Genomic DNA, 26,498 nt, shown 5'->3' on the forward strand with positions numbered 1-26,498 from the left:
CTGAAAAAAGGTTTGGTTGGGCAGAATTATTCTGCGAAGGGTAGTTTTCCTCCTGAGTCATGTGTGGTTTCAAAAGTTCCAAGTCGAAGTTGTTCTTGTGGATTTTTAAATTGTTGCTGGCGTAATTGAGCAATGGCTTGTTGTTGTGCAGATTCGCTCATCTGGCTCTTTAGAATTTGGTCACGCTGCATTAAGTAGTCATTCACACGTGATTTCCATTGACCTCGATCTTGGTCTAGTTGTTCTAGTCTAGCGGTTGCATCAGCACCGACTAAATTCATACGCATTTGGCGAAGTTCATCAGCAGAACCACCGCGAGCTTTAATATCACTGGTCAATTTGCGTAGATCTTCCAACTTAGACAATTGTTCCAAATTTTCACGCCAATCTTCAGGCAACTGGGCAAATAGTTCTTTTAGTTTTTGTGCCTTTTGAACTTCATTTAGAGATGAATCTGCCATGATTGACATGCGGTCTAAGGTATATTCATGGTAGGTATTTTCTGCACCAAATAATCCCTCAATTTCAGTAGGGGAAAAAAATTGTGTGCGTAAGTTTTTCATCAGTGAAAAAACTTTTCGATAGTACTCTGGGTCTTGTTTATCTAGGTTGGGTTCTTTTAAGTTACCTAACTGAATACGGTAATCAATATAGCGATTCCATAAATCAATAATTTGGCTTAAAGCAGGCTCTTTGTAGCCTTTTTGCATGTAACGCGTGAAATCTTGCTTAATTTGATCAATCTGCTTTTCCCCGTATTGAGTAATGAAATATTCAAAGCAATTTCGCGTTTGTTCATTCACGATTAAATGCTGACTTTGATCTAAACTAAGCTGACAATTCACTTCGGTATCTTGTTGGCTTGTGCTGACAAAAGGCTGTGTGGAGCTATGCGATAATACTGTATTCCCTGAAAGAGTCGATGTCGAATTCGACTGCCCATCTGCGAGTGAAGAGGCTGTGGTGTTGGAGCCAGTGGTTGCACTCGGCGCAAGCCACACTAAAAAAACAAGTAGAATAATCACTACAACGGCAAGTATCAGCCATAATTTCTTTTTTTGCATATCCTATGCCCAATATCCATTTTTAATTTTTATGCGGTTCATTTGCTGAACTTGTTTTATTGTGCAATGCGAGCGCAAATAAACAACAGAAAAGTTGTAAAAGTAGATGAGCGGTTGTTAGTATTGCGGCAGTTGAAATACGTGTTTTGAGTTATGAAATCATCTGCTGCAAAAATCCAGCGCCGCGCGGTTAACGGGGTGTTTTTATTAAATAAACCCTTGGGTATTAGTTCAAATGCGGCATTACAAAAAGTGCGCTGGTTATTGAGGGCAGAGAAAGCAGGACATACGGGTGCTTTGGATCCCCTGGCATCTGGTTTATTACCCATTTGCTTTGGTGAAGCAACGAAGTTTTCTCATTTCTTATTAGATTCAACCAAGCGTTATCAAACCACGATCCAGCTTGGCCACAGCACAACGACGGGTGATGTGGAAGGGGAGATACTGCTTGAACAAGCGGTGCCAGAACTGACAGAAGCTAAAATTCAGCAGGTATTGAATCAGTTTGTTGGAGAAATTCAGCAAATTCCTCCAATGTATTCTGCCCTCAAAAAGCAGGGTCGTCCGTTGTACGAATTGGCACGTAAAGGCATTGAAGTGGAGCGTGATGCACGGCCAATAACCATTGAAGCCATTCAGCTCCTTTCCTTTACTGAAAACAGCATTACTTTAGATGTGACTTGCTCTAAAGGCACCTATATTCGTGTGTTGGGGGAAGATATTGCCAAAGCTTTAGGATCCTATGGGCATTTAACCTATTTGCACCGCATTCAAACGGGTCATTTTGAACTGATTCCAAGTTATACCATTGAATATCTAGAAGGCCTAACAGAACAAGAGCGCGAAGCGCTGTTATTGCCTGTGTATGCACCCGTACAGCATTTTACTCAAATTCAAGTCCCAGAAGGTCGGGCAGAATATTTTAGTCGTGGCATGGAAAGTAATATTGATCATGCTGCCGAAGCACAAGTGTTGGTTTTTGATGGTGAAAAGTGCTTGGGTCTGGCTGAAATCAACGATCGAAAGCGTTTAATTCCTAAACGTGTTTTGAATCTGTAGGAGACCCAATATTATGGAACTTGATCTTATTCTGAGTTTGGTCTTCTTTGCTTTTTGTGCGGGAGCAATCGATGCTGCTGTGGGTGGTGGTGGACTCATTCAAATCCCTGCCATTATGGGGGCAATGCCACAGTTGGCGCCTGCTACAGTTTTTGGCACCAATAAGCTCTCTTCTATTTTTGGTACGGCATCTGCGGCATTTTCATTTATGCGCCGCGTATCCTTATCATGGAAATTGCTATTGGTGATTGGAGTGGGGGCTTTTATTAGTTCCTACTTGGGAGCCGCCTGTGTTTCCATGATTCCCACCCAAGTACTGAAACCCTTTGTCCTGTGTATGTTGATTATTATCGCAATTTACACATTCATGAAGAAACAATTTGGTCAGGTACATTTTCAACAGGAAATCACCACTAAAATACTAGTCCTTGCAGCGGTCGGCAGTGTCTTGATTGGCTTTTATGATGGAATTTTTGGACCAGGAACGGGCAGCTTCTTTATTTTCTATTTTATTCGCTACTTAAAAGTCGATTTTCTTCATGCTTCGGCGCTCTCCAAAATTGCCAATTTCATGACCAATTTTGCTGCACTGAGTTTTTTCGTGCCTGCAGGTCATGTGTTGTTTGGCATCGGTTTAACTATGGCTGCTGCCAATATAGCAGGCTCTTTGGTTGGGGTTAAACTGGCTTTAAAATATGGCAGTGGTTTTATTCGCATCATCTTTTTAATATTAGTGTCTATTTTAATTGTCCGATTGAGTTATCAAATTTTATTTCCTGCTTAATAGCTCAACGGATGCAATGTTGTATCAATAGCTAAATCCAATTTTTAAGCTTACCCTTGCCTCAGCAAGGGTTCTTTATTTATAGAAGCGTAGGTTGGCAATGAGTCGTGCCTCTTCGGAAACTGGATACTTTTGCTCCATCAATAATTTGAGGATGGCTTTTTTACCTTCCTCTTTATAGTGTGGGCAATAAGATGCTGCAACACTCAGTTCATCCAGCGCACGCCATGTGTAGACACTGTCATCGATAAATAAAATGTCACTTGGTCGTTTGATCTGGCAAGCTTGCAAGGCAAATTGACATGCAGTTTCAAATTGCTTTTGTTCACGATAGTAGCGTGCAAGCTCATATAAAGGTTCTGCGCGTTGTGGACGGCTCACCCAAGCTTGCAAATAAGCGTTACGAATGTCAGTTATCGGTTTGTTGAGTTTTTCCATGAATTTTGCTGCACGAAATTGTGCTGTCCAGCGTTCTTCTTCCCATCCTCCTGCATCGGCGCGTATTTGATAGGCTTGCAGGGCTTGTTCGGGTAAATTTGCATCTTGATAACTTTGTGCTAAATAAAATTTATATCGGAGATTGTTAGGTTCATCTTTGATCCCTTGTTTTAGAATTTCAATATCTTTGAGATAAGTTGTGGGATCATGCCCTCTGGCACCATCATGTTGTACAAAAACATGAAGACCTTTGAGTAGCTGCCATTGATGGGGTTTTGGTGAGTTTAAATATTCGTGTAAAACACCTTCCCATTTCCATGGCACTTGGGTTGAAACAAGCGAATTTAATTGGTAGCGGGTATTCCCGTAAATATATTCAAAATAATAGGCTAAGCCCGATAAAGTGCCCCATTGAAATTCAGGATCTACCATGAGAGTTTGGTCGGCATCAATAAATATCAGGTAATCGGCATGTGGTAGGGATGGATCTTGTGCCAGTTGTAGGGCTTCAGTACGATTAAAACCAAAATTGTGCCAAGGGCGCTCAAATAACTTGCCAGGCAGATCTTGCATAAAGTCTTGAATCAGTTGTTGTGTACCATCTGTTGATCCTGTATCAACAATCACCCAAGAATGAATCCACGGTTTGACCGATTTTAAGCAACGTAAAATCACCGCGGTTTCATTTTTTACAATCATATTGAGGCGGATATGTGGCTGCATTGTTCTTCTTATCTTCTCTTCAATCCTTTTGATTATAGTAGTTTTTCAGCACATTGAATTCAAGGGTCTTCCCGTAAGCGTTATTTTAGTTGAGGGCACTTGGCTAGATGAAATATTGTCGTTTAAAGAACAGTGGCAGAGATTAAACTTCAGCAACTGTTCTTGATGGGTTAAATTGGGATTTAAGAGGCTGATACTTCGCTAGATTCAGGTGCAGTGCGACTGGCACGGTAGGTGACCCCGACCGAAGCGGTCATAATGCAAATCAGCGCTAAAGTTTGCCATAGGGTGATATGTTCTTTTAACAGCAGCATACCTGCAATTGCTGCTAAAGCAGGAGATAAGCTCGACAGTGTGCCATAGCTGAGTTTACTCAGACGTTTGAGTGCCATTAAATCAAGAGTATAAGGAATTGCAGTGGCTAAAAGCGCAATGATTAAGGCTTGTGGCCAGTATTGAAATTGCAGCATCGCATCAGGATTACGCACGCTGTTAATCGGCAATAAAATCAGGGTTGATAGTACGATGGCGATACTCAATGCGTGCATCCCCATATTTTGGCGTGCAACTCTTTGACCAAAATAAATATAAAATGCCCAACAAATACCTGCACCTAATGCATATGCTGCACCGATATAAGAAAAATTGTGAGCATGGGTATCTTGCCACGGTACCATTAGAGCAATCCCCGCAATTGCGAGTCCGACCCAAATATAATCACTTTTGTGTTTAATCGAGAGCAGTGCTAAGGTCAGTGGTCCTAAAAACTCTAATCCGACGGCAATGCCTTGCGGTAATTTACCTAAAGAGGCATAAAACAAAACATTCATGACACAGACTGCGGCGCTGTAAAATAATAAGTCTCGCCATTTTAAATGAGGTAGGCGTTGTATGATTTTCCATGAACGGAACATCAACACTACCAAAATAGACGCAAAGCTAAGCCGTAAAGTCACCACAGTAAAAGGGTCTAATGCTTGCATGAGCTGCTTAGCATAAGAGGCACTGACTTGATAGGACAACATGGAAAGTACCATAAATAAGACAGCACTGAGTTGACTGTTGCGCATATCGCTTTTTCTCTACATTTGGGCGGTGGGTCTAATATGAAGTTATTGAGATAATTGGTACGGCTCATCTCAATCGGTTTGGCTTGAAGATGCTAAACTGCTTTGTTTAGCACGTTTGGCTTGTTGGGTCGTATAGGTACAGCCAATCGAAGCTATAATAATGGTGCTTAGGGCTAACCACTGCGTCCAGAGTAATTGTTCATTTAGAAAGACGAAGCCTGATAATGCTGCAATCGCAGGCTCTAGACTCATTAAAGTCCCAAAGCTCATTGCCGTAAGGTTGCGTAAGGCAATCATCTCCAAAGTAAAAGGTAAGGCACTCGCCAGAATGGCCAAGCCAATAAAATAGAATAAATTGGAGGGGAGGAAAACATCACTGGTCATACCTGAAAACATCGCGACAGGCATTAAACACAACATGCCGACAAACATACCCAAACATACCGTATGATTGCCTGAAATGCCCGATGGACGTTGACCTGCAATAATATAAACCGCCCAACATGCCCCTGCACCAATCGCGAAGGCAATGCCCGTTAAATCGAGTGATTGTGTGGCTTGGTCAAAAGGAAACAGCAAGATTAAGCCTAAAATTGCCAAACTGACCCAAAGGAAGTCATATTTTTGTCGAGCATAGTACAGGGCGACGCTTAAGGGGCCAATAAATTCAAATGAAACTGCAATGCCCAAAGGGAGCCGCTCAATCGACAAATAAAACAGGCCGTTCATACCTGCCAGTGCGATGCCATAACTTAAAATGGAAGACCAGCGCACGTTTTTAAAATTAATTTTCCAGATTTGAAAAATAATTGCCAGAATGAGCGCACCAAGCAGCATACGCATGGCAGAAACGGTAAGAACTGGAAATTGCTGAAACAGAATTTTGGCTAATGAACCGCTACTTTGCACACAGAGCATGGCAATAAAGAGCAGGAAAACTGCTTGTAAATAGGAGGGCGTTTTAAAGTTCAGCATGAGTTAGGACATTTTGTTTTATATCAGATGATCAATTTGTATATTTTTTTCAATCATAACACTGTGCTGGGGAAATAGCTTGTTAGGGATGAACTAAATTAGTGCAATAGATGTAGAACAAAGCATGAGCATGTTGGTTGGAATACTGAGCTGAAACAAAATCGATCTATTCCCTGTAGGTAATAGATCGATTTTAAGTTGTGAAATGCGCTTTATTGATTCAATTAAGCGGAGGATGAATCAATAAAAAACCACAGACACAAGTCTGTGGTTTTTCACATCGAATAACTTAGAACAATACGCGAACGCGGATTGTACCTTCAACGTCTTGTAATGTATCAAGTGCTTCTTGAGATGCAGTTGCATCAACATCCATCACTAAATAGCCAACATCACCTTTGGTCATTAAAGACTGACCAGAGATGTTGATGCCGTGTTCAGCAAACAAGTTGTTGATTTTTGAAAGTACGCCAGGCACATTCTTGTGAATGTGAAGTAAGCGGTGTTTACCTTCAGTTAATGGCAACGCAATTTCTGGGAAGTTTACAGCAGATAAGGTCATGCCTTTGTCTGAGTAAGAAACGAATTTCTCAGCAACTTCTAAACCAATATTTGCTTGCGCTTCCATGGTCGAACCACCCACGTGCGGGGTTAAGATCACGTTTGGTAGGTTACGTAATGGAGAAATAAATTCTTCACCGTTTGCTTTAGGCTCTTTCGGGAACACGTCAACCGCAGCACCTGCAAGATGGCCTGATTTTAAGGCATCTGCTAAGTCTTCGATGATGACACATGTACCACGTGCAGCATTGATGAAGATTGAACCTTCTTTCATTTGTGCAAATTGGTCTTTACCGAAGAAGTTACGTGTAGATGGAACATCTGGAACGTGTAAAGAAACCACATCAGCATTAGCAAGAAGTTCACCCATGCTACCGACTTGACGTGCATTACCTAAAGGTAATTTGGTCACTGTATCAAAATAGATAACTTTCATACCCATGCTTTCAGCCAAAACTGAAAGTTGAGAACCGATTGAACCGTAACCTACGATACCTAAAGTTTTACCGCGTGTTTCAAATGAACCTACAGCAGATTTGTTCCAGCCACCTGCATGTGTATCTGTCGATTTTTCAGGTACACGGCGAAGAAGAAGAATAGCTTCTGCAAGTACAAGTTCAGCCACTGAACGAGTATTTGAATATGGTGCGTTAAAGACTGGAATACCGCGAACCATCGCAGCATTTAAGTTCACTTGGTTAGTCCCGATACAGAAACAGCCCACAGCAATCAGTTTGTTTGCTGCTTCAAAAATTTCTTCAGTCAATTGAGTACGGGAACGAATACCAATGAAGTGTGCATCTTTGATCGCTTCTTTCAACGCTTCACCCTCAAGCGCAGTTTTACGATAATCGATGTTGGTGTATCCAGCAGCATTTAAAGTGTCGACTGCGTTTTGGTGAACGCCTTCTAACAACAAGAAACGAATTTTATCTTTAGGCAGGGAAAGATGTTGGCTCATTACGGCTCCGCTACAAAGGCCAAATTTGGTCGCGGTATCATAACATAGGACTTAGGTCGATATACATTTCCTTTATGACCCAGCGATCAGGTATTTTGGTGAAATATGCGTCACAACCTGTCGTAATCGGTCTAACTAAGCCTGTAATTTACAAGGTAACCTTGTTAAAACGTGATTTTCTGCGGGTTTTATCGAAAAATGGCTTATAATAATGCTCCGTGAAAAATTATGGTACAGATAAACTGTCCGTTACTTCACGCGCAGTCTAGTTATTGTTCCTTTGTTACGCAGTTTCAGCTGAATAATGCATTAGATTCGACACCACTTGTTTACTTCATTGCAAGGTCTGAAAACGATGAATGCTCCAGTCGCTTTAACCCCAGAGTTGTTGACCCAATTGACCGAAATTGTTGGCGAAAACCGTATTAAAACGGATACCGATAGCCTGCAAAATTGGGGTCGGGATTATACCAAACACTTTGATCCAAACCCATCTGTGATCGTTTTCCCTGCAACGACTGAACAAGTTCAAGCCATTGTTAAGCTTGCGAACCAATACAATGTTGCGGTAACCCCATCGGGTGGTCGTACTGGTTTATCTGCGGGTGCTGTAGCAGCCAATGGTGAAATTGTAGTGAGCATGGACAAAATGAACCAGATTCTGGAATTTTTCCCTGCCGACCGTATGGTGCGCGTACAAGCGGGTGTGGTCACTGAACAATTACAGCGTTATGCCCAAGAACAAGGCATGTACTACCCAGTAGATTTTGCTTCTGCGGGTTCTTCACAAATTGGTGGCAATATTGGTACCAATGCGGGCGGCATTAAAGTCATTAAATACGGCATGACTCGTAACTGGGTGTTGGGTTTAACCGTAGTGACGGGTAAAGGCGACATTTTACGTTTAAACAAAGGCATGATTAAAAATGCTACGGGTTATGCGCTACAACATTTATTTATTGGTGGCGAAGGGACTTTAGGTTTAGTCACTGAAGCTGAAATTAAATTAGAGCGTCAACCGCAAGACCTTCAAGTCATGGTGTTGGGTGTGCCTGATTTTAATGCGGTGATGCCTGTATTACATGCCTTCCAAGCTAAAATTGACCTCACTGCATTTGAATTCTTTGGTGAATTGGCAATGCAGAAAGTACTGGATCATGGTCATGTGCAACGTCCATTTGAAACACAATGTCCATTCTATGTGTTACTTGAATTTGAAGCGCCATTTGAGCCAATTATGGACAAGGCGATGGAAATTTTTGAGCATTGCATGGAACAAGGTTGGGTGCTGGATGGCGTATTGAGCCAAAGCCTAGAGCAAGTCGAAAGCTTATGGCGTTTACGTGAAGACATTTCTGAGTCGATTGCGCCATTTACTCCATACAAAAATGATATTTCAGTTTTGATTACACACGTGCCTGCGTTTATTCAAGAAATTGACAGTATTGTGGCAGAAAACTACCCAGACTTTGAAATCTGCTGGTTTGGTCATATTGGTGATGGTAACTTGCACTTAAACATTCTTAAACCTGCCGATTTAAGCAAAGATGAATTCTTTGCAAAATGTCAGGTGGTGAATAAATACGTATTCGATACTGTGAAAAAATATGACGGTTCTATCTCTGCCGAGCACGGTGTGGGCATGACCAAAAAGCCATATTTGGAATATTCACGCAGTCTTGAAGAAATTGAATACATGAAAGCCTTGAAAAAAGTTTTCGATCCAAACGGTATTATGAACCCAGGTAAATTATTCGATTTATAAGTTTACATCGAATGAAATATTAAACACCGCAATGGCAACATTGTGGTGTTTAATATGCATTAATGAAATCGATAAGAATCTCAATCAAGAAAAACAAATGCTACATTGTTGCCATAGAGTTATGTGGCTAAGCCATGCATCATTACGAGTAAGTAATGATATCTATGGGGAATTTGTCATGTTGCGTTTAGTTTCGGTTTCAGCCTTATGCTTAGGATTATTGGCAGGCTGTGCGACAACAAAAAATTTAGTCAATAAAGTCAGTAGTCCAGATACGCCATTAGCAACAGTATTAAAAGAGCGTCCAGATTTAGTCAAAGAGTTATCTACTGTGGAAATTCGTCAATTTTTTAATAGTGTAGAAGCACCAACGGCTGCACAAGTGAAAGTGACGGAAACAGGTTTAATGGACGATTCTATTCGTTCGGTTCGTACCATCTATAGTTTTAAACATGTGGATAATCACTGGAAATTGATCGAAACTGAAAAATCGTATCAATGTATGCGCGGTAAAAATACCAAGAATTTCCAAACGGAAAAGTGTTCTTAATTTGGCTTAATATGGATTTCAATAGATATAAAAAGGCGTATTAATTTACGCCTTTTGTATTTGGGTTTTACTGAAAAATAAATAAAAATAATTACTTATGATGTATCAGATTATTTTGAATAATAATTTTGGAACTAAGTTCATGTTTAGAATGGACATCGAGTTTTTTCATTAAATTGGCTTTATGAGCTTCTACGGTTCGATGCGAGAGTGACAACTTCCGTGCAATTTCTTTACAAGTTAATCCGTTGACAATCAGTTGAGTAATCTCAGACTCTCGTTTCGTTAACTTTTGCTTATTTACAAGGGGATGTTGTTCAATACGTTCAAAATGCCACACCATTAATTTAAAAGGGTCTTCTGGCGTGAGCGTACGCCCATGAGTATGTGTCCAGAAAATTTCTCCACTTTTATGCTGCATAAAACGTTGATCGGAATAATACAGGCTATTTTTTTGCAATAAACTTTGCAAAGCATCATTTCCAACTTTCTCATAGTCTTCGATACTGGGGAAAATTTTAATAATCGAGTGATGCATTAGCTCTTCACGTTCATAGCCAAACATCTGTGAGAAAGCGCTATTCATTTCGACCATGTGCCGATTGCTAAGCACTACAATTGGTGCAGGGCTAAAAGCAAAAGCCAATTTATTATAATTCATCATAATAAGTATCCATACTTAGTATATTAAGCAATATAGTAAATTACGCTGAATTGGCAATTGTAAAAAATGACCTTTTTACCCTTTTGGGTGTGTTTAGCGCTGAATTTTTTAGGCTCTAGACTAGCAGATTTATACTTAATTTTATCTAATGATGTTCCACAACTCAGTTGCTAACTCATTAGGTTCTCTCATTCAACGCCATTCAGACTCCTTCAGATGGTAGTCAAAATAATCTTTTGAGATACCATTGAACTTGGATAATCTTCGTTTACAGAAACTCCAAAATGATTCTATTCCATTTATGTGACATTGTCCTCTAGCAAACTCATTTGCTCCGTGATTTACCCTGAAATGCTTTGAATAACCAACATCAACTAGACCATTATAGCCTCGCCATCCATCACTATAAATGACACTTTCTAGTGCCACCTTACCTAAGATAACCTTTTGTAAAGTCTTCATTTTACAGTCAGGAACGATTTCAGTATAAACACGCCCATCCCGTTCAAATATTCCAAATACGGGTTGTTTTAAAGTGCCACGACCACGTTTTAACTTCCCATGAAAACCACGTTGTCGTTTAGCGCCAAAATAGCTTTCATCCACTTCAATAGAACCTACAAATTTAGTTCTTAAATCTGTTTGATGATCATAAATAGCTTCCCTAAAAAGCATGTACCAATAGTTGATCGTATTACGATTTAAATTGAGTAATAATGCAGTTTTAGAAGCGGGTATATCAATGCAAAAGCATTGAATGATTTTTTTAATCTTGTAGTGGCTTAATTTACTGTTTTTAATCATGATTACAGACCAACATAACTAGTCTGCTAGTCTAGAGCCTTTTTTATTAAAACACTGTGATGGCCAGATACGTGTTATGGAATAAAAATTAGATATTATTTTTTTAAGTTACTGTAGTTAAATGGAAAATTTAGTATTAAAAACTACTTAAGTAATTAAGTAGATTGACTCTGTTGAAGGATTAATCCACATTAATTAATTAGTGAATTTTAGTTCACTTTTATAATATTTCATTTATAAATTAGGAAAATCCTCGGCATTCAATTGCGTATAACAATGTAGCAGTCATCACTTTATTTAGAAAAATCAGGATCGGTTTTGAAAGTGAAAACAGAAGACAATATTATAAAATACAAGAGGTAAATATGGAGCAGATACAAGGATCGGGTCTTCCACATAAAAAGTCTTCACACCGTTTGGCAGGAATCTCCAGCATGGTGGGAACGACCATAGAATGGTACGATTTTTTCATTTATGGTGCCGCAGCGGCACTGATTTTTAATAAATTATTTTTCCCCAATTTAGACCCATTGACAGGGGTTTTGGCAGCCTTCGCCACCTATGCGGTAGGATTTATCGGACGACCTTTAGGCGGGATTGTGTTTGGTCACTTTGGTGACAAAATTGGTCGTAAAGCCATGCTATTAACAACGCTGATTATGATGGGGATTCCCACTGTATTAATTGGCCTATTGCCAACGTATGAAAGTATTGGTTACTGGGCAACGTTTTGTCTCGTGGTACTGCGGTTTATTCAAGGTATGGCAATGGGTGGAGAGTGGGGTGGTGCAGTGCTAATGGCTGTTGAGCATGCGCCTGAAGGTGGTAAAGGGTTTTGGGGAAGTTTACCGCAGGCCAGTGCAGGAGGAGGCTTACTCTTGGCTTCACTTGCTTTAGGTGCTGTATCTTTACTCCCTGAAGCGACGCTATTTAGTTGGGGATGGCGGTTACCTTTTTTAGCCAGTATTTTGTTGCTCGGTGTGGGTTGGTACATTCGGGTCAAAGTACCTGAATCACCAGATTTTGAAAAAGTGAAAGAGCAGGCTCAAGACATTAAAGTGCCTGCAATGCGAGTTTTTAAGAATCATCCTCGTGAATTACTGACCATCATTTTTGCACGTGCGGCGGAGAATGCTTGGTTTTATATTGCTTCCACATTTACCTTGGCATATACCACGACTAAGTTAGGCATTCCACGTCAGGATATTTTATTCGCCACAATTTGTGGTGCTGGCCTAATTATGGTGATGACACCTTTGTGTGGACATCTTTCAGATAAAGTCGGGCAACGGAACATGTTTATGTTTGGGTTGGTGTTGTTAGGATTATATTGCTATCCATTTTTTACTATGCTGGATACCAAAGATCCTGTGCTGGTTTGGACTGCAATTGTATTGGCAATCGGTGTCGTGTTTCCGATTATGTATGCACCACAAGCTCAATTGTTTGCACGCCAATTCCCTGCTGAGATTCGTTATAGCGGTATTTCAATTTCGGTGCAATTTGCGGGTGTATTAGGTGGTGGTTTAGCTCCACTGATTGCAACCAAGCTGTTAAGTATTGGTGATGGTAGCCCACATTTAATTATTGGCTATATTGCGAGTATGGCAGTCTTTGCGATTAGCTGTTCGTTCTTTATGAAGCCCGATTTTGCAAGCCGAGAAAAGAAGACTATAAAAGTGAAGACAGAAATCTCTGCTTAGTGATAACAACAAAAATTACAATTCCCAACGCATAAACTGCTAAACTACACCCACTTGACCTAGTGGGTGTACTAGCTTGAGTGATAAAAATCTCACAACTGAAATTGATTAAACTGTCTTAGACACCTTGTGAATACGGTGTATTAAGCCGCTAAACCTTAGCGCATTCAAAAAAACGTAATTTAAATAAATCTCTCAGTGCTGGTCATTGGGCTGACGTTTATCTCCCGAAAAATAGCGTAAGACCTCGACCAGACCATCATGATCTGTAGAAAATAATGCAAAAAGTTCAAACGACCACGTTGAACCGCACTACGCTGATGTTTCCTTTAGCTTTGGTGCTGTTCGAATTTTCCGTTTATATCGGAAATGATTTAGTCCAACCTGCCATGCTAGCCATTACCAAAGAATTTGGTGTCAGCAGCAGTTGGGCACCATCATCCATGTCTTTTTATCTGTTGGGTGGAGCCTGTGTGGCATGGCTGTTGGGTCCATTATCAGATCGACTTGGGCGTAAAAAAGTACTGCTCACAGGCGTACTGTTTTTTAGCGTCTGTTGTTTACTGATTTTACTGACCCACAATATTGAGCAATTCCTGGCCCTACGCTTTTTACAAGGCATTGGATTAACCGTGATTTCAGCCGTGGGTTATGCTGCCATTCAGGAAACTTTTGAAGAGCGTGATGCCATTAAAGTCATGGCACTGATGGCCAATATTTCCTTACTTGCACCTTTGCTCGGCCCAGTTTTAGGGGCATTCCTGATTGACCATGTGTCATGGCATTGGGGTTTTATCGGGATTGCTTTATTGGCCTTTCTGAGTTGGTTTGGTTTAAAAGCAAAAATGCCTGCAACACAACCAACCGTGGTGAAACAGCCATTACGTTATATTTTTTCGGACTTTAAACGCGTCTATCAAAATAAACGTTTTCTTGGTTTAACCTTGGCATTGCCAATGGTCAGTATGCCTTTGATGTTATGGATTGCACTTTCACCAGTCATGTTAGTCGAAGAGCTAGGGCTCAGCAGTTTGCAATATGGTCTAGCACAGTTCCCCGTATTGGGCGGGTTGATTGCAGGCAATTTAGTGTTGATTAAAATCATTGATCGACTGGCTTTGGGCAAAACAGTGATGATGGGCTTACCGATTATGCTGTTGGGCACGTTGCTGATTCTGGCGGGTATCTTCTGGCGGGATTATTTCTTGCTGTGCTTAATTGTCGGGATGACCTTGATCAGCTTTGGTGAGGGGATTAGTTTTTCGGTACTGTACCGTTTTGCTTTAATGTCTTCTGAAGTGTCGAAAGGCACTGTGGCTGCCGCCGTGTCGATGCTGTTGATGTTTAGTTTCTTTTTTATTATTGAAGGGGTGCGTATTCTGTATGAGCAGTACCACTTACTGGCCTATGGCTTGGCGTGTTTTGTTTTGATTGCACTCTGGTTTAGTTTTCCACGACATATGTTGCAACAAGTCTTGTTGGAGCGTAAAGCCAAAGGTGAGTTTTAATTTGCTTAAAACTTTTTGTTCAAACAGGCAAATATTTGCCTGTTTGACTTTTATTGATACTAGGAACATGCAATTGTTTAAGATTCAAATTTCTTTAATTTGTGATCAAAAACAAAGGGGCCGAAGGGTAAAATTGAGGCGATAAAACCGAGAATAAACATTTTAATCGACCATTTCTGTTTTTCGCAGACAATAAATAGCACGGCCAAAAATAGAATAAACAGAATGCCGTGTCCCATGCCGACGAATTTCACTAAGATTGGATTGCCCCAAATATATTTTAAAGGCATGGCAATAAACAGGAGAAGTAGAAAAGATAAGCCTTCTAGAAAACCAACAATACGCAAGGTTTTAATATTCATATTCAAAACAATAAAATTGAGAATGAATCTCGATTCTAGCTGAATCGGGTGAATCTTTATACATAAAAAGTGAGGCTAATCGACAAAACTTTAGCTGTCTTCAGTGACCAATCTGAATGAATCAGCACAAAATTTTGAATGTTTTGTATGATTCATATTTATTTAATTTCTAATGCCAATAAGCGTTGTTTCAGTCTTAATAATTCAGGCAAGGTTTCGAGTAATAGACTCATTTGCTTGAGCACCAATTGCCAATGTTCAGGCAGTTCAGAGTCATTACTCATATATTGAAGTTCATCCAGTTTGCTTTGGATGTGTTGTTGATCCAATTCGTGTTGTAGGATTAAGCTATCTTGTAAGGTCTGTAAACACCATTGCAACAGTTCCAAAATTTTAGGATCTTGAACCTGCTCACGATGGCTGCCCAAAGCAGCAATATAACTGAGTTGGCTATGGCTATAGACTAGATAACGGAAGGCGTGTTGAATCAGTTCAGGGTTTGGCTGTGGTTCAGCACTTAGACTGGAAATCATGCTAGACAGTTCAATTTGCGCGTCATGCGCTAAGCGACGCGCCTTACGGTAAGCCATACTGTTGTTTTTACCCTGCTGATATTGCTCCACAATGGCCGTGAAATAATCCAAGGTTGCGTTGCTGCTGTTCAGAATATTTTTAGAAATATTACGGAAATTCCAATCTGGCCAAATGGTGTTGACTGCAAACCATGCAATAAAACAGCCGAGTAGAGTATCTATAATGCGTGGCAAAATGATGTCATAACCTGCACCTTTGAGGTTGAAAATCAGCAGTACCATCAAGGTTGCCATGAGTGTGGCTATGGCATATTTTTGTGAGCGTAAATAGAAAAAGGCCACCCCAGATAAAATGGTCAGGATCAGTTGTCCTTCTATACTGGGCACAAAATACAACAGTGGTATACCCAAAATCACGCCCAAAACTGTTCCGAGGGTTCTCAGCTTTAAACGGCTCTTGGTGGCAAAATAACTGATTTGGCAGACAAATAAACTGGTAAGTAAAATCCAGTAACCATGTTTGGCAAATGGTAATAAAGAAATGGCATAGCCTACCGCAAAGACAAAGGCGATACGCACTGCATGACGAAACAGAGCCGATTCTGGGGTTAAATGTTGACGGAGTTTGAGCCACAGGTCTTGTATGCCATGAATGTCATCATCTAACAGATTTAAATTGTCTTGATGCGTAGAGTAATGCTGTTGGTAATGGTCTTGTTCAATGGCTAAGTTGGAAAATTGTTCTTGGACACTGCGTAAATTTCGTAACACCAAACTCAAGTTTTTGACTTCAATATTATGAGGATGATCTAAAACCCAATGGTGCATGGAATCTTCTAGGTATTGCAAAGCGGATGCATGTGTCGAATCCAATTCAAAAGCCTGTTGCTGCAATATACATTCTGCCAATTTTTGACAGGAGTTGGCTTGCAAACGAATATTTTTTTGAATCCGAAAGATTAAATCGGTGCGGCTAAAGTTGCGATGAATATTCTCGTAATGTAAATAATTGGACGTGGCTTGTTCGTGGATGTCTTGCGCCAGAAAATAAAGATTGAGCCAGTACATGGTTTTTTGATTGGCCCGTGAAGCTTTTAAACGGGTCAGCAGTGAGGCTTTGCAATGATTTAAGCGTTGCACCACTTGCGCATTTTTCAGGGAAACCTCAAATAACAGCGTTTCGACATTCTCAATATTATCAGGATCAAACAGTCGCGCTTTTGCTTGTAATAAAGCTGCGAGTTGCTGAAAACTTTGCGCTAAATTATCTTGTACGGCCTGTGTGGGTTTGAGCAAATAGAACAGTATCGAACTGAGTCCATACCACACCGCACCTAAAACAAAATAACTAGGTTGTTGATACCATGCTTGATATTCACCGAGCCCAAACATGGTGTAAATGGACAGTAAAATGGTGCCAAAAGAAATCGTGGCATAGCGTTGCCCTAATGCACCCATCAAAATTAGGAAGGCACTGGATAAAGATAGATAAAGAATAAACAGCAATTTATACGGGGCAAGAAATTCCAGAATACTGCTGACACTAAAAAATAAAATACAGACATAGAACAAATTGCGCAGACGAATACTAAGCCGATCATCGAAATCGGTAAGAGCTGCGGCAATCGCACCCAAAGTGACAGGGACAATTAAAAGTTGATGTCCTGTATAGAACAAACCGAGCGTTGTTCCAGTTAAAACAATCAAAATTTGTAAGCAGTAGACCCAAATAGAATTGGTGAAAAAAGGATGCAGAAACTGACGTAAAGGATTCACAGTATTGTTCTTTATAGAGTGTTATCGTTTTCCACTAGCCTGAGCTTTTTTAGCTCAACTGTCAATTCAGGAGTCATTATTGGTCAAGGCTTAGAGCTATTTTTTCTTTGGCTCTGCCGATTTTATCGCAATTATTTTATCAAAATGCATGTGAATGAGACCAAATTGTGGATAAGTCTAGGTTTATCAACACTATCGAAATGGTGAACTTGCACTTGTGCATAACCCCGAACTTATCCACAGTTGTGTTTAAATGACACCACAAGCAATACGTTCTCCACCACCACCTAATGGTTTAGGTTGATCGGCATAATTGTCACCACCTGCATGAATCATCAGGGCATGACCTTGAACATCTGCCAATTTTAAGCGTGGTGCAATCAGTTTGAGCTGTGATTGTCCCGCAGAATTGACATGTAATACAGGTAAATCTCCCATGTGACCTGTCATAGGGGTTCCATGGTGGGCAACTTGAGTTGGATTGTAATGCCCACCCGCAGCTAAAGCGGCCACCATTTTGCCGTCTTTTTCAGCAGGTTCGCATGAACCTTTTTCGTGGATATGAAAACCATGTGGGCCAGCAGGCAGGTTAGTTAATTGTGTTTGAATGATTAAGCCGACGGGACTGTCCTGTAAGGTCACAGTTCCCACCGAAGCACCAATGCCTTGGGCAGATACACTGTTTATTTGAACAGTACGCACATTAGACGTAGGTTGGGTGGGGGTGGTACTACAACCTACAATCAGCAGAGTAGTACAAAGCGTGAGTATTCCAGTATTAAAGTAAGCAGTTCGCATCGATGTTCCTTATTCTGTGATATATAAATGATCACTATTTAATCAGATATCTGGCTTGAATAAAGTATTGATTACGTTTGGGAATGTATAAGTTTCATCAATAAAAAAGCCAGTTGATATATCATTGGCTTTCAAAGATGGTTTTATTTAGGAGGATCTTTTGGGGGATTAAAGTCATTATCCAGATCATAAGCGAGACTCGCTTTAGGCATCATGAGTGCTTCTTCTTCATGGGTTTCATGCAACCATTCACGCCAAATGGCGAGGAGTACCGCTAAAATTACGGGACCAATAAAAAGTCCAACCAAACCGAAGCTGGCGATACCGCCCAATACCCCAAACATAATCAGTAAGAACGGAATCTGGGTTGCGCCAGAAATGACCAAAGGACGAATCACGTTGTCCGCAGTACTGACAATACAGACGCCCCATGCCATGACACCAATCGCTTCAATGGTTTGTCCCTGAGCAAACAGCCATAGAGCAACAGAGGTATAGGCCAAAGGAGGACCGAAGGGAATGAGTGCCAATAAGAAGGTAATAATGGTCAGTACCATAGGATTCGGCACACCTGCAACCAAATAGCTTAGACCTGCTAAGAAGGATTGGGCAACGGCAGTTAAACCCACACCATAAACCACAGCACGTGTGGTCTCGGAAATGGTGTCAATATAATGGTGTACACGTGGACCAATCACCATTTCCAGTGCTTTACTGACTTGATTTAAAATGGTTTGTCCATCGCGGTAAAAGAAAAACAGCGACATGATGGCAAAACACAGTTTAATAATATTTTTACTAATTTCATTCAGTACAAATTTGCCATAATTCAGATGACCTTGAATCCAATTGGAAATATTCTGAATAATACTGTTTGGGTCTTGATTTAATTCTTTGAGAGTCCGTGTAATTTCTTTACCAATTACAGGCAAGTCACGGATAAATTGCGGTACATTAAAATGCCCAGAAAAAACCTGCTTTTGTAGTTCGTAATAGAGATTACGTCCTTCATGCTGCAAAATAAAAATGGCAAATGTAAGTGGAATTCCAATGACCAAGATAATAAACAAGATCATCAGTGTGGCACTGAGAGTAGAGCGTTGACCACAGGACCGGTAAATTGACTGGTACAACGGCCAAGTCATATAGGCAATAATCGTGGCCCAAAGCACAGGCACAATAAAGTATTTGAGCACATGAAAGCCCAAAAACATCAAGATAAAAAACAATCCAAATAATAAGACTTTCTGTATTGTAGGCGCGTATTGTTGCACTATTTTTCACTGATTAATATTAAAGGTCAAACTCATCTTAACCGAAAACAGCACACTCGAAAATGAGTGCTCGGCAAGTTTCACATAATCTCGACGTGGTTGTCTTATTCCTAAAAAATCAAAACCATTCGCTTGGATCATCAATAATAGCGTTCAATACAGGCTGCCATTGGCTTTGCAGGGTTAAATAGTTTTTCTGAGATTTATCAAATACGCTTAAACCTTGCATCGCCAGTTGTCCATAAGCAGTGCGTTCTGAAATCCATGCGATAGGTTGCTGTTCAATTTTGCTGAAGAATTCTTGAATTTCTTTTGAACCCGAAGTATTGGCTTTTACGCGGTTTGCCAATAGCAAAATCTGCACTTTTCCTTTACGAATCCGCTTAATCTCTTGCAAATGCTTTAAGAAGCGACGGGTACTATCAATATCGAAAAATGAAGGCTGCAATGGTGTGATAATGGCGTGGGCTTCACTGATTAATTGTTCGGCTTGACTGTCTGATAACGCCCCAGGCGCATCAATGACCAGATACTCAATGTTTTTTGGACTTTCGCCCACGGACTTGTCTTGACGCCAATCCAGACTTTGAATATTCGCAGCAGTTTCAGGGCGTTGTTTCAGCCACTGACGTGCGGATTTCTGATTATCCGCGTCGGCAAGAGCGACTTTATAGCCTTTTTGAGCTAATGCTGCGGCAAGACTAATCGCTGTGATAGTTTTCCCACAACCCCCTTTCTGATTGGCAATTAAAATTGTTTTCATGACCCTAAAGATTTAATTCTGTTCAGTCCTAGCATATCATTCTTTTGTGCGAAGACTAGGGCACAGGACAAAAGTTGTAAGTCAAAATTTATTTGAAATTAGGATGAATGCATGTCGATTTGGATGGCTATGCTGATAGGGGCATGTATTGGGGTTGTACTGACGACATTAATTTTAAGTCAAACTCGTAACGGTAAAATTAAAGCTGAATATGAACGCTATATTGCAGAGTTGCAATTGGAACATCAGCAAGCCCTTACTCAGGCACAAAAACGCAGTGTAAATACCAGCCGTGCAGTATTAAAAGGCAAAATGGCGGAACAATTTGCCCCGATTTTACCTGAGTTTCAATACTTACCCAGTGATGCCAAATTTTTAGGTGATCCCGTAGATTATGTGGTCTTTGATGGTTATACCGATTTGCGCGATGGACAAGGCAAAGTTGATGATGTGGAGATTGTACTCATCGATATTAAAAGTGGAGGCGCGCGACTTACTAAAGGTCAGCAAGCGATTGCACAAGCCATTCAGCAAGGTCGAATTCGTTTTGAGACCATTCGGATTGATTTTGAAGACAGTTAACGCAACATCTTAAATATTGTAAGCCTTGCATTTAAGAAGACGGTAATTTTTGCGCACGTGCAAATAACATTTGTTGCCCAATTTTTGGAATACCTTCAGCATAAAAATAATCATACTGATCGAGCTGAAAACCTGCTTTAGCTAATGCCAGCTCGATATTGCGATTTAAGCGACAACCATCGGCCAAACGTTTCTGAATAGGCGTAATCAGATGTTGTAGTTGGCGAATTTTTTTATTTTCGGTATTGAGTACATGCTCGACCAAATGCAAAGTTCCTGTCGGTTTGAGTACGCGTTGAATTTCTTGTAAGACTTGATCAAGTCGTTTTACGCTACACAAGGTCCAAGTACTGACTACATGGTCGATAGAGTGATCGGCTAAGGGAATATGTTCCGCACGGGCTTGTAAATGCTGAACGTCAATATCACTTGCAAAAATTCGGTTCGAGGCTAATTTGAAAATATCTTGATTAGGCTCAAGGGCATACAGTAAATCTACATTTTGATAAAATGGTAAATTGATGCCTGTACCAAAGCCAATTTCGAGTACTTCACCTGCAACAGGCAGTAAAAGTTCACGCCGTTTATCCATTAAACTGGGCGTTTGCATCACCTGATTGAGCAGGTGAGGGAAAATCTGTTGTTGATAAAACTGATAAAGCATGGTGGTATCTGTCCAATTTAAATGGCTGATGAGTTGGCAGGTTGTGACCAAACTCTTCTATATTGTTACCAATTTTGCAAATTTTAAGCTGTTATTCAGGCGTATGATTGACACTAGAACAGGTTTAAAAGCAATACAAGAGGTCGCCATGAACATTCGAATGATCGCACTTTCATTATTCGGTTTGAGTATGTTGAGTACAGGCTCAATGGCATCTTCTGTCGAATATAATATTGCTAAAGGTTTGGCACCAATTATTCAAGATCAATCAATTTCGGTATTGCAGCCCTTTAAAGGTGATTTTCGGATTTTAGGTTCTAAAACCTATACTGATGATGAGCAAGCCAAGTTTTCACCGATTGATTATGCAGTGAGCTGGGGGCTGTTTGCGGAACCTGAAATTGCCCGTCATATTTCGGTTAATCAGTATGACCGCTACTTGAATTGGAAAATGGATAAAGTGCCAGTGCCAACTGAGCAAGCCATGCAAATGGTATCGAATATGCATATTATTCCTGCCAATCCTAAGGTTGCACAGCAAATCCAAAAAGTAAAACGAGGAGATTTGGTGCGCTTACAGGGAGATTTGGTCGAGGTTAAAGACAAAGATCTGGTTTGGCGCTCATCTTTAACGCCAACAGATACCGGCGATGGTGCATGTGAATTATTTCGTGTGAAATCTATTGTTTGGATTGAGAAAGTCAAAGCTTAATTCGATGCGCTCGGGCACTGTTCAACCTTTATTTCATCGCGAAGTGCAGGACAAATTTGAACAGTGCTTTTATTGATGAACGAGCAATTATTTTGCAGTTAACGCTTGCCCTTCAAACTCAATACCTGCCCAGCCATTTTGCATGAACTGGCGAATGTTTTGATGATCTGTTGCTTCAGGCGTTGCCAGTACCGCAGCATAGTGCTCTGCAAATAAAGACAAGGTTTGCTCAGGGTTTAAATCATTGAGCTTGGCAAAAGAAAAAACTTTAGCACTGCCTTGGTTTTCGCTTGCGGCATTGCTGTGTTGTCCATTTTTAAACGCAGTTGGGGTGTGGGTATAACGTGCTTCGATATAAGCCAATACATCTGAAAATTTAGCTTCGCCAGATTGTAATTGCGCCAGTAAGTCCTGAGCCATAATGTCCTCAAACACAGTAGAAAATGGGTTCTGACTATAGCAAGTTTTGTCTAAATTCGGATGCTTTTTATGTTGGCTCTGTCATGATTTTATCAGAGTGAGCGTTGACAATACGGGATGGGAAGAGGATAACAGGGTTTATTTGAACGAAGATGATCAAGGCATGAATTGGCTATTAGTGGCACTGGGGGGAGCAATCGGTGCTGTTTCTCGTTATGGTCTGGGCAGTTATTTCATTAAATCCAGTTCAACCTTTCCGTGGGCAACATGGTGTATTAACTTGATGGGTTGTTTTTTGGCAGGTGTATTTTTTGCCTTTAGTCAGCAATATCCAACTTTACAGAATAATGCACGTTTATTTTTAATGGTGGGCATATTAGGAGGCTTCACCACATTTTCTAGTTTCGGCTTAGAAACCTTTAATTTACTGCGCGAAGGACAAGCCATGTGGGCAATTGGCTACGTTGTTTCGAGTGTGATACTTGGAGTGGTTCTTCTGGCTGTAGGTTATGTTATTTTTTCCCATCTATTGCCATTAAAAACTTAAGTAAAAAAAGAAGTCTAAGTGGAGGATAGAGACTTAGACTTCTGAATAGTTGTAGTTTAGAACGTCAAACTTAAAGCAAGATTAATTTTTAACGATTGCGCTGAAAACGTGAAAAACGTTTATTGAAGCTGGCAACGCGACCTTCATTGCTGGCTTGACGAACTTCACCTGTATAAAACGGATGTGAGGCGCTGGAAATATCTAAGCTGACATAGGGATAAACCTGTCCCTGATATTCTTTTTGCTGCGCTGTATGCATGGTACTTCCAATAATAAAGTAAGCATCTGCATTGGTATCATGAAACAGTACTTCACGATATTCGGGATGAATGTTCGGACGCATTTTAAGACTCCTTATTGAATTTAAATTGATATGTTATAATATAACATAAATAATCTAAATAAAAAGACTGATATCATGATCAGTCTTTTATGGAGTTTTATTGGATATGCGGGGAAGGGACAAGTTCTTCAAAAACATCATTTAAATTATCATTTACTTTTAAATGAATCAGATTCCAATAATGTCCAGAGACGGTGCGATTGACCATTAAGGTGTCAGGAGAAGGTTTAAACACATCCCAATATTTCAGGGATGATTTCACCAGTTCCATGCCATCATGATGCGCTGAATTTTCTGCAAAATCATAATGTGTTGTCAGTGGACGCATCAGCACTTCTAACCAAGCTTGATATAGAGGTTCTGGGAATTTGCCTTGTTCAGCAATGGCATGTAAGGCATTCAGTTGCTGTTCAATTTCGGAAATATCCTGTCGACGTGAGGCTTGGATCAATTGTTTGAAATGATGCACAATTTCATTAGACAGTACTTTCACACCGCCGTAATCATAAATAATCACACTGCCATCTTCACGAAATGCGAAGTTACCTGGGTGTGGGTCACAGTGAAAGCGTTTCAGATAAAAAATTTCCTGCCCAATCGCACGTAGTAAGCGTCGTCCCAATTCATTACGGGTTTGTTGTGGCCAAGTACTGGCAGTTTCAATACTGTCACCAGCTTCTAAGCTCAAAGTCAGAATATGTCGTGAAGAGTAGTCGGGATAGACCTTGGGAATAATAATTTTACTGTCGAGTTTTTCATGGAAAGTACGTGCGACTTCCAAGTTCTGCGCTTCAATCTGATAATTGAGTTCATTGTCTAAACTGTGTTGGATTTCTTTAAATAAACGATCTTGTAATTTACGATCAACCTTTAATACCCCCATAAGGCGTAATGCCAGTCGCACCTGTTTTAAATCACTTTCACAGGCTTCATCTACCCCCGGATATTGCACCTTCACCACCACTTGTTCACCATGCGGCAAGATGGCTTTATGCACTTGACCAATCGAGGCCGCGGCAAAAGGCTGTTCATCGAACTGTTTAAAGATTTGATCTAAGGGTTTGCCTAGTTCTTTTTCGACTTGTTTTTTGATTTCGCCAAATGGCATGGCAGGGGCTTGACGTTGCAGTTTGGCAATCGCGCGTGATACTTCAGGCGGAAAAATATCTTTATATTGTGAGGCAATTTGACCCACTTTCATCACGGCGCCTTTCATCTCACCGAGCGTGTCTGCAATTTGAATCCCAATATCCTGAAACAACTGGCTACGTGCCGCATTTTTTTGTTCTTCATCGGCATTAAAGTTTCTAATAGAGTTGGACACGGTTTTGGTGGCAATACTTGCAGTCATACTGGCAAGTTTCATAAAGCGACGACCAGGTGTACGAGTCGTTTTGGCCATGCAGTGTACCTCGGAAAGATCTTAATCTTGAGTGTTTTTGATCATAGGCGTTAAAACTAAGTTTGCCTATTTTAAATTGTTAAAAATGCGTGAATATATTTAAATTTTTGCTTCAAATCTTCAACTTCTATGGTTGTTGTTCTGTATTAAAGGCTCAAATATATTGAATTATTGGGCATCAATACAGGATAAAAAAGATCAATAGAATGCTGAAAGCTGTGAAGAGTTTGATTGGAGCAACAGATTGATAGATTTAAAATAAAAGTATTCCCTCGTATTCAAGCTACAAGGGAATATAGTCTTTGATTAAGCCGATTGTTTGAGACGGTGATTATTGAGATAAAGACGGCTGAGCAAGAGCACACAAGCCACAGTTAAACCAACAATCAAGCCTACCCATACGCCTGCTGCTTGCATGGACGTAAAGCGCGCCAAATAAATACCGACAGGAAAAGCCACGACCCAATAGGCTATCATGGTGATCCACATTGGCCCTTTGGTGTCTTGCATACCACGCAAACAGCCCGCAGCACTGACTTGCCATGCATCCATGAGTTGATAGGCGATCGCAAATAAAACCAGATACATTGCAATTTGTGCCACATCATAGTCCGATGTATAAATCGCAATAATTTCGGCACGGAACACCCAAAGTAACAACATGGTAATAAGGGCAAAGCAAGTGCCCGCCGTCAATCCGACAGTTTGAACTTTGCGCATGGCTGCCCAGTTTTTCTCACCATAATAGGTTCCAACACGAATGGTGAGTGCAATCGCCAAGGACATTGGAATCATAAACAATTGTGAGGTAATCGAGATTGCAATTTGATGGGCGGCGACAATCGTATCGCCTAATGGACTGAGAATAATCGCTGCAGTACTGAAAATACTGACTTCAAAGAAAATGGCTAAACCAATCGGCAAACCCAATTTTAAAATGCGTTTGATCCAGTAAGGGTTAATTTTTTCCCATAGGGCAAAGACTTGAGTCGATTTATATGCACTGCTTTTAAAAATATAGGTGGCAAGGGTCAAGAACATCAACCATTGCAAAATGGCCGTTGCAAAGCCGCAGCCTGCACTACCCAATTCGGGCACAGGTCCTAAGCCATACATAAACACAAAGTTCAACGGAATCAGTGCGACTAAAGCTAGAAGGCTAATGGCGGTGACAGGTCGTGGATAGCCTAAAGCTTCGGAATAGCCGCGCAGTGCCGCATACATGGTCACGGCAGGCATACCAAAACCAATTGCATGTAAAAACAGGCTGGCTTTGGGTTGCAGGCTTTCAGGTACACCAAATAGTGGCAGTAAAAACGGCATAACCTGTAAAACAAGTCCTGCAATGGTTCCTAAAATAAAAGCGACCCATAGGGACTGCCGAGCAATGGTGGCAATTTTTTCAGGCGTACGAGCGCCTTTGGCTTCCGCCACCAAAGGTGTGGTCGCAATCATGATGCCACTAAACAGCAACATGACAGGAATCCAAAGACCAACCGCAACAGCAATCGAGGCTAAATCGTTTGGTGATAAATGTCCTGCCATAATGGTATCAATTAATCCCAAACCAGCTTGGGCAAATTGCGTCACCAAAATGGGTAACATTAAATGGAAAAGTTGTTTTAATTCATAGCGGGTAGATATGACATTCGACACAAAAATTACTCATCTTCATTATGTGCTTGGTCAGAAT

General features: G+C 40.6%; 26 protein-coding genes. 9 read left to right on the forward strand and 17 right to left on the reverse strand.

What is annotated here, in order from left to right; translation table 11 throughout:
* Positions 1-26: 26 nt before the first annotated feature.
* Positions 27-1,064, reverse strand: coding sequence for a lipase secretion chaperone (locus C3F34_RS08340; protein ID WP_104441397.1), 1,038 nt, complete (start codon positions 1,062-1,064; stop codon positions 27-29).
* A 153-nt stretch (positions 1,065-1,217) separates the two neighbouring features.
* Between C3F34_RS08340 and truB the strand changes: the two genes are divergently transcribed.
* Both truB and C3F34_RS08350 read left to right on the forward strand, forming a co-directional pair.
* Positions 1,218-2,123: a tRNA pseudouridine(55) synthase TruB gene (truB, locus tag C3F34_RS08345; RefSeq protein WP_104441398.1), complete on the forward strand. Its 906-nt coding sequence runs from the start codon at positions 1,218-1,220 to the stop codon at positions 2,121-2,123.
* Positions 2,124-2,136: 13 nt separating this feature from the next.
* Complete coding sequence (locus C3F34_RS08350) at positions 2,137-2,907, forward strand: sulfite exporter TauE/SafE family protein (protein WP_044739669.1); 771 nt, start codon at positions 2,137-2,139, stop codon at positions 2,905-2,907.
* 75 nt (positions 2,908-2,982) lie between these two features.
* Here C3F34_RS08350 and C3F34_RS08355 read toward each other — a convergent pair whose 3' ends face one another.
* The 4 genes from C3F34_RS08355 to serA form a co-directional block, all read right to left on the reverse strand.
* The gene (locus tag C3F34_RS08355; protein ID WP_044739668.1) at positions 2,983-4,068 is read right to left on the reverse strand and encodes a glycosyltransferase; all 1,086 of its coding nucleotides are present in this window, start codon (positions 4,066-4,068) and stop codon (positions 2,983-2,985) included.
* A gap of 182 nt (positions 4,069-4,250) precedes the next feature.
* Positions 4,251-5,138 carry an EamA family transporter gene (locus tag C3F34_RS08360; RefSeq protein WP_044739667.1) on the reverse strand — a complete coding sequence of 296 codons (888 nt, stop codon included), beginning with the start codon at positions 5,136-5,138 and terminating at the stop codon, positions 4,251-4,253.
* A 69-nt stretch (positions 5,139-5,207) separates the two neighbouring features.
* Positions 5,208-6,113: an EamA family transporter gene (locus C3F34_RS08365; protein WP_104441399.1), complete on the reverse strand. Its 906-nt coding sequence runs from the start codon at positions 6,111-6,113 to the stop codon at positions 5,208-5,210.
* 289 nt (positions 6,114-6,402) lie between these two features.
* On the reverse strand, positions 6,403-7,635 hold the full coding sequence (gene serA / locus C3F34_RS08370; RefSeq protein ID WP_016168665.1) for a phosphoglycerate dehydrogenase: 1,233 nt from the start codon (positions 7,633-7,635) through the stop codon (positions 6,403-6,405).
* 355 nt (positions 7,636-7,990) lie between these two features.
* Here serA and C3F34_RS08375 point away from each other — a divergent pair, with 355 nt between their 5' ends.
* Positions 7,991-9,400, forward strand: coding sequence for an FAD-binding oxidoreductase (locus tag C3F34_RS08375; protein WP_104441400.1), 1,410 nt, complete (start codon positions 7,991-7,993; stop codon positions 9,398-9,400).
* Positions 9,401-9,578: 178 nt separating this feature from the next.
* Complete coding sequence (locus C3F34_RS08380) at positions 9,579-9,950, forward strand: hypothetical protein (RefSeq protein ID WP_104441401.1); 372 nt, start codon at positions 9,579-9,581, stop codon at positions 9,948-9,950.
* Positions 9,951-10,041: 91 nt separating this feature from the next.
* Here the strand turns inward: C3F34_RS08380 and C3F34_RS08385 are convergent, their stop codons facing one another.
* Positions 10,042-10,614 carry a LuxR C-terminal-related transcriptional regulator gene (locus tag C3F34_RS08385; protein WP_228155354.1) on the reverse strand — a complete coding sequence of 191 codons (573 nt, stop codon included), beginning with the start codon at positions 10,612-10,614 and terminating at the stop codon, positions 10,042-10,044.
* Positions 10,615-10,806: 192 nt separating this feature from the next.
* On the reverse strand, positions 10,807-11,418 hold the full coding sequence (locus tag C3F34_RS08390) for an IS1595 family transposase (RefSeq protein WP_104441402.1): 612 nt from the start codon (positions 11,416-11,418) through the stop codon (positions 10,807-10,809).
* A gap of 365 nt (positions 11,419-11,783) precedes the next feature.
* On the opposite strand from C3F34_RS08390, the gene C3F34_RS08395 reads away from it, so the two are divergent.
* Positions 11,784-13,121: an MFS transporter gene (locus tag C3F34_RS08395; RefSeq protein WP_104441403.1), complete on the forward strand. Its 1,338-nt coding sequence runs from the start codon at positions 11,784-11,786 to the stop codon at positions 13,119-13,121.
* A 278-nt stretch (positions 13,122-13,399) separates the two neighbouring features.
* Positions 13,400-14,629 (forward strand): MFS transporter, encoded by a 1,230-nt coding sequence (locus C3F34_RS08400; protein WP_104441404.1) that lies wholly within the window; start codon positions 13,400-13,402, stop codon positions 14,627-14,629.
* A gap of 77 nt (positions 14,630-14,706) precedes the next feature.
* Here C3F34_RS08400 and C3F34_RS08405 read toward each other — a convergent pair whose 3' ends face one another.
* From C3F34_RS08405 to C3F34_RS08425, 5 genes are all read right to left on the reverse strand, one after another.
* Complete coding sequence (locus tag C3F34_RS08405) at positions 14,707-14,991, reverse strand: DUF3817 domain-containing protein (protein WP_016168659.1); 285 nt, start codon at positions 14,989-14,991, stop codon at positions 14,707-14,709.
* 158 nt (positions 14,992-15,149) lie between these two features.
* Positions 15,150-17,300 carry a YccS family putative transporter gene (yccS, locus tag C3F34_RS08410; RefSeq protein ID WP_044739660.1) on the reverse strand — a complete coding sequence of 717 codons (2,151 nt, stop codon included), beginning with the start codon at positions 17,298-17,300 and terminating at the stop codon, positions 15,150-15,152.
* 249 nt (positions 17,301-17,549) lie between these two features.
* Positions 17,550-18,098: a superoxide dismutase family protein gene (gene sodC / locus C3F34_RS08415; RefSeq protein ID WP_044739659.1), complete on the reverse strand. Its 549-nt coding sequence runs from the start codon at positions 18,096-18,098 to the stop codon at positions 17,550-17,552.
* A gap of 143 nt (positions 18,099-18,241) precedes the next feature.
* The gene (locus tag C3F34_RS08420) at positions 18,242-19,372 is read right to left on the reverse strand and encodes an AI-2E family transporter (RefSeq protein ID WP_044739658.1); all 1,131 of its coding nucleotides are present in this window, start codon (positions 19,370-19,372) and stop codon (positions 18,242-18,244) included.
* A 118-nt stretch (positions 19,373-19,490) separates the two neighbouring features.
* A complete protein-coding gene (locus C3F34_RS08425) occupies positions 19,491-20,135 on the reverse strand; it encodes a ParA family protein (protein WP_016168655.1) in 645 nt (214 codons plus the stop codon).
* A 111-nt stretch (positions 20,136-20,246) separates the two neighbouring features.
* On the opposite strand from C3F34_RS08425, the gene C3F34_RS08430 reads away from it, so the two are divergent.
* Entirely contained in the window at positions 20,247-20,717 is a 471-nt protein-coding gene (locus C3F34_RS08430) for a Holliday junction resolvase-like protein (protein WP_016168654.1), read from the forward strand.
* A gap of 31 nt (positions 20,718-20,748) precedes the next feature.
* Here the strand turns inward: C3F34_RS08430 and C3F34_RS08435 are convergent, their stop codons facing one another.
* Positions 20,749-21,381 (reverse strand): class I SAM-dependent methyltransferase, encoded by a 633-nt coding sequence (locus tag C3F34_RS08435; protein WP_044739657.1) that lies wholly within the window; start codon positions 21,379-21,381, stop codon positions 20,749-20,751.
* A 190-nt stretch (positions 21,382-21,571) separates the two neighbouring features.
* Here C3F34_RS08435 and C3F34_RS08440 point away from each other — a divergent pair, with 190 nt between their 5' ends.
* The gene (locus tag C3F34_RS08440) at positions 21,572-22,093 is read left to right on the forward strand and encodes a hypothetical protein (RefSeq protein ID WP_416333164.1); all 522 of its coding nucleotides are present in this window, start codon (positions 21,572-21,574) and stop codon (positions 22,091-22,093) included.
* Positions 22,094-22,180: 87 nt separating this feature from the next.
* Here the strand turns inward: C3F34_RS08440 and C3F34_RS08445 are convergent, their stop codons facing one another.
* A complete protein-coding gene (locus tag C3F34_RS08445; RefSeq protein WP_044739656.1) occupies positions 22,181-22,513 on the reverse strand; it encodes a HopJ type III effector protein in 333 nt (110 codons plus the stop codon).
* Between the two features lie 163 nt (positions 22,514-22,676).
* Between C3F34_RS08445 and crcB the strand changes: the two genes are divergently transcribed.
* Positions 22,677-23,060, forward strand: a complete 384-nt coding sequence (gene crcB, locus C3F34_RS08450) for a fluoride efflux transporter CrcB (protein WP_044739710.1) — start codon at positions 22,677-22,679, stop codon at positions 23,058-23,060.
* A gap of 88 nt (positions 23,061-23,148) precedes the next feature.
* Here crcB and C3F34_RS08455 read toward each other — a convergent pair whose 3' ends face one another.
* The 3 genes from C3F34_RS08455 to C3F34_RS08465 all read right to left on the reverse strand — a co-directional run bounded on the left by C3F34_RS08455 (position 23,149) and on the right by C3F34_RS08465 (position 26,410).
* Positions 23,149-23,403, reverse strand: a complete 255-nt coding sequence (locus C3F34_RS08455) for a type B 50S ribosomal protein L31 (RefSeq protein WP_044739655.1) — start codon at positions 23,401-23,403, stop codon at positions 23,149-23,151.
* Positions 23,404-23,500: 97 nt separating this feature from the next.
* On the reverse strand, positions 23,501-24,805 hold the full coding sequence (locus C3F34_RS08460) for an ABC1 kinase family protein (RefSeq protein ID WP_044739654.1): 1,305 nt from the start codon (positions 24,803-24,805) through the stop codon (positions 23,501-23,503).
* Positions 24,806-25,111: 306 nt separating this feature from the next.
* Entirely contained in the window at positions 25,112-26,410 is a 1,299-nt protein-coding gene (locus C3F34_RS08465) for an MATE family efflux transporter (RefSeq protein ID WP_042068984.1), read from the reverse strand.
* Positions 26,411-26,498: the final 88 nt, after the last annotated feature.

It is taken from the genome of Acinetobacter sp. ACNIH2, from assembly GCF_002934965.1.
Lineage (GTDB): Bacteria > Pseudomonadota > Gammaproteobacteria > Pseudomonadales > Moraxellaceae > Acinetobacter > Acinetobacter tandoii.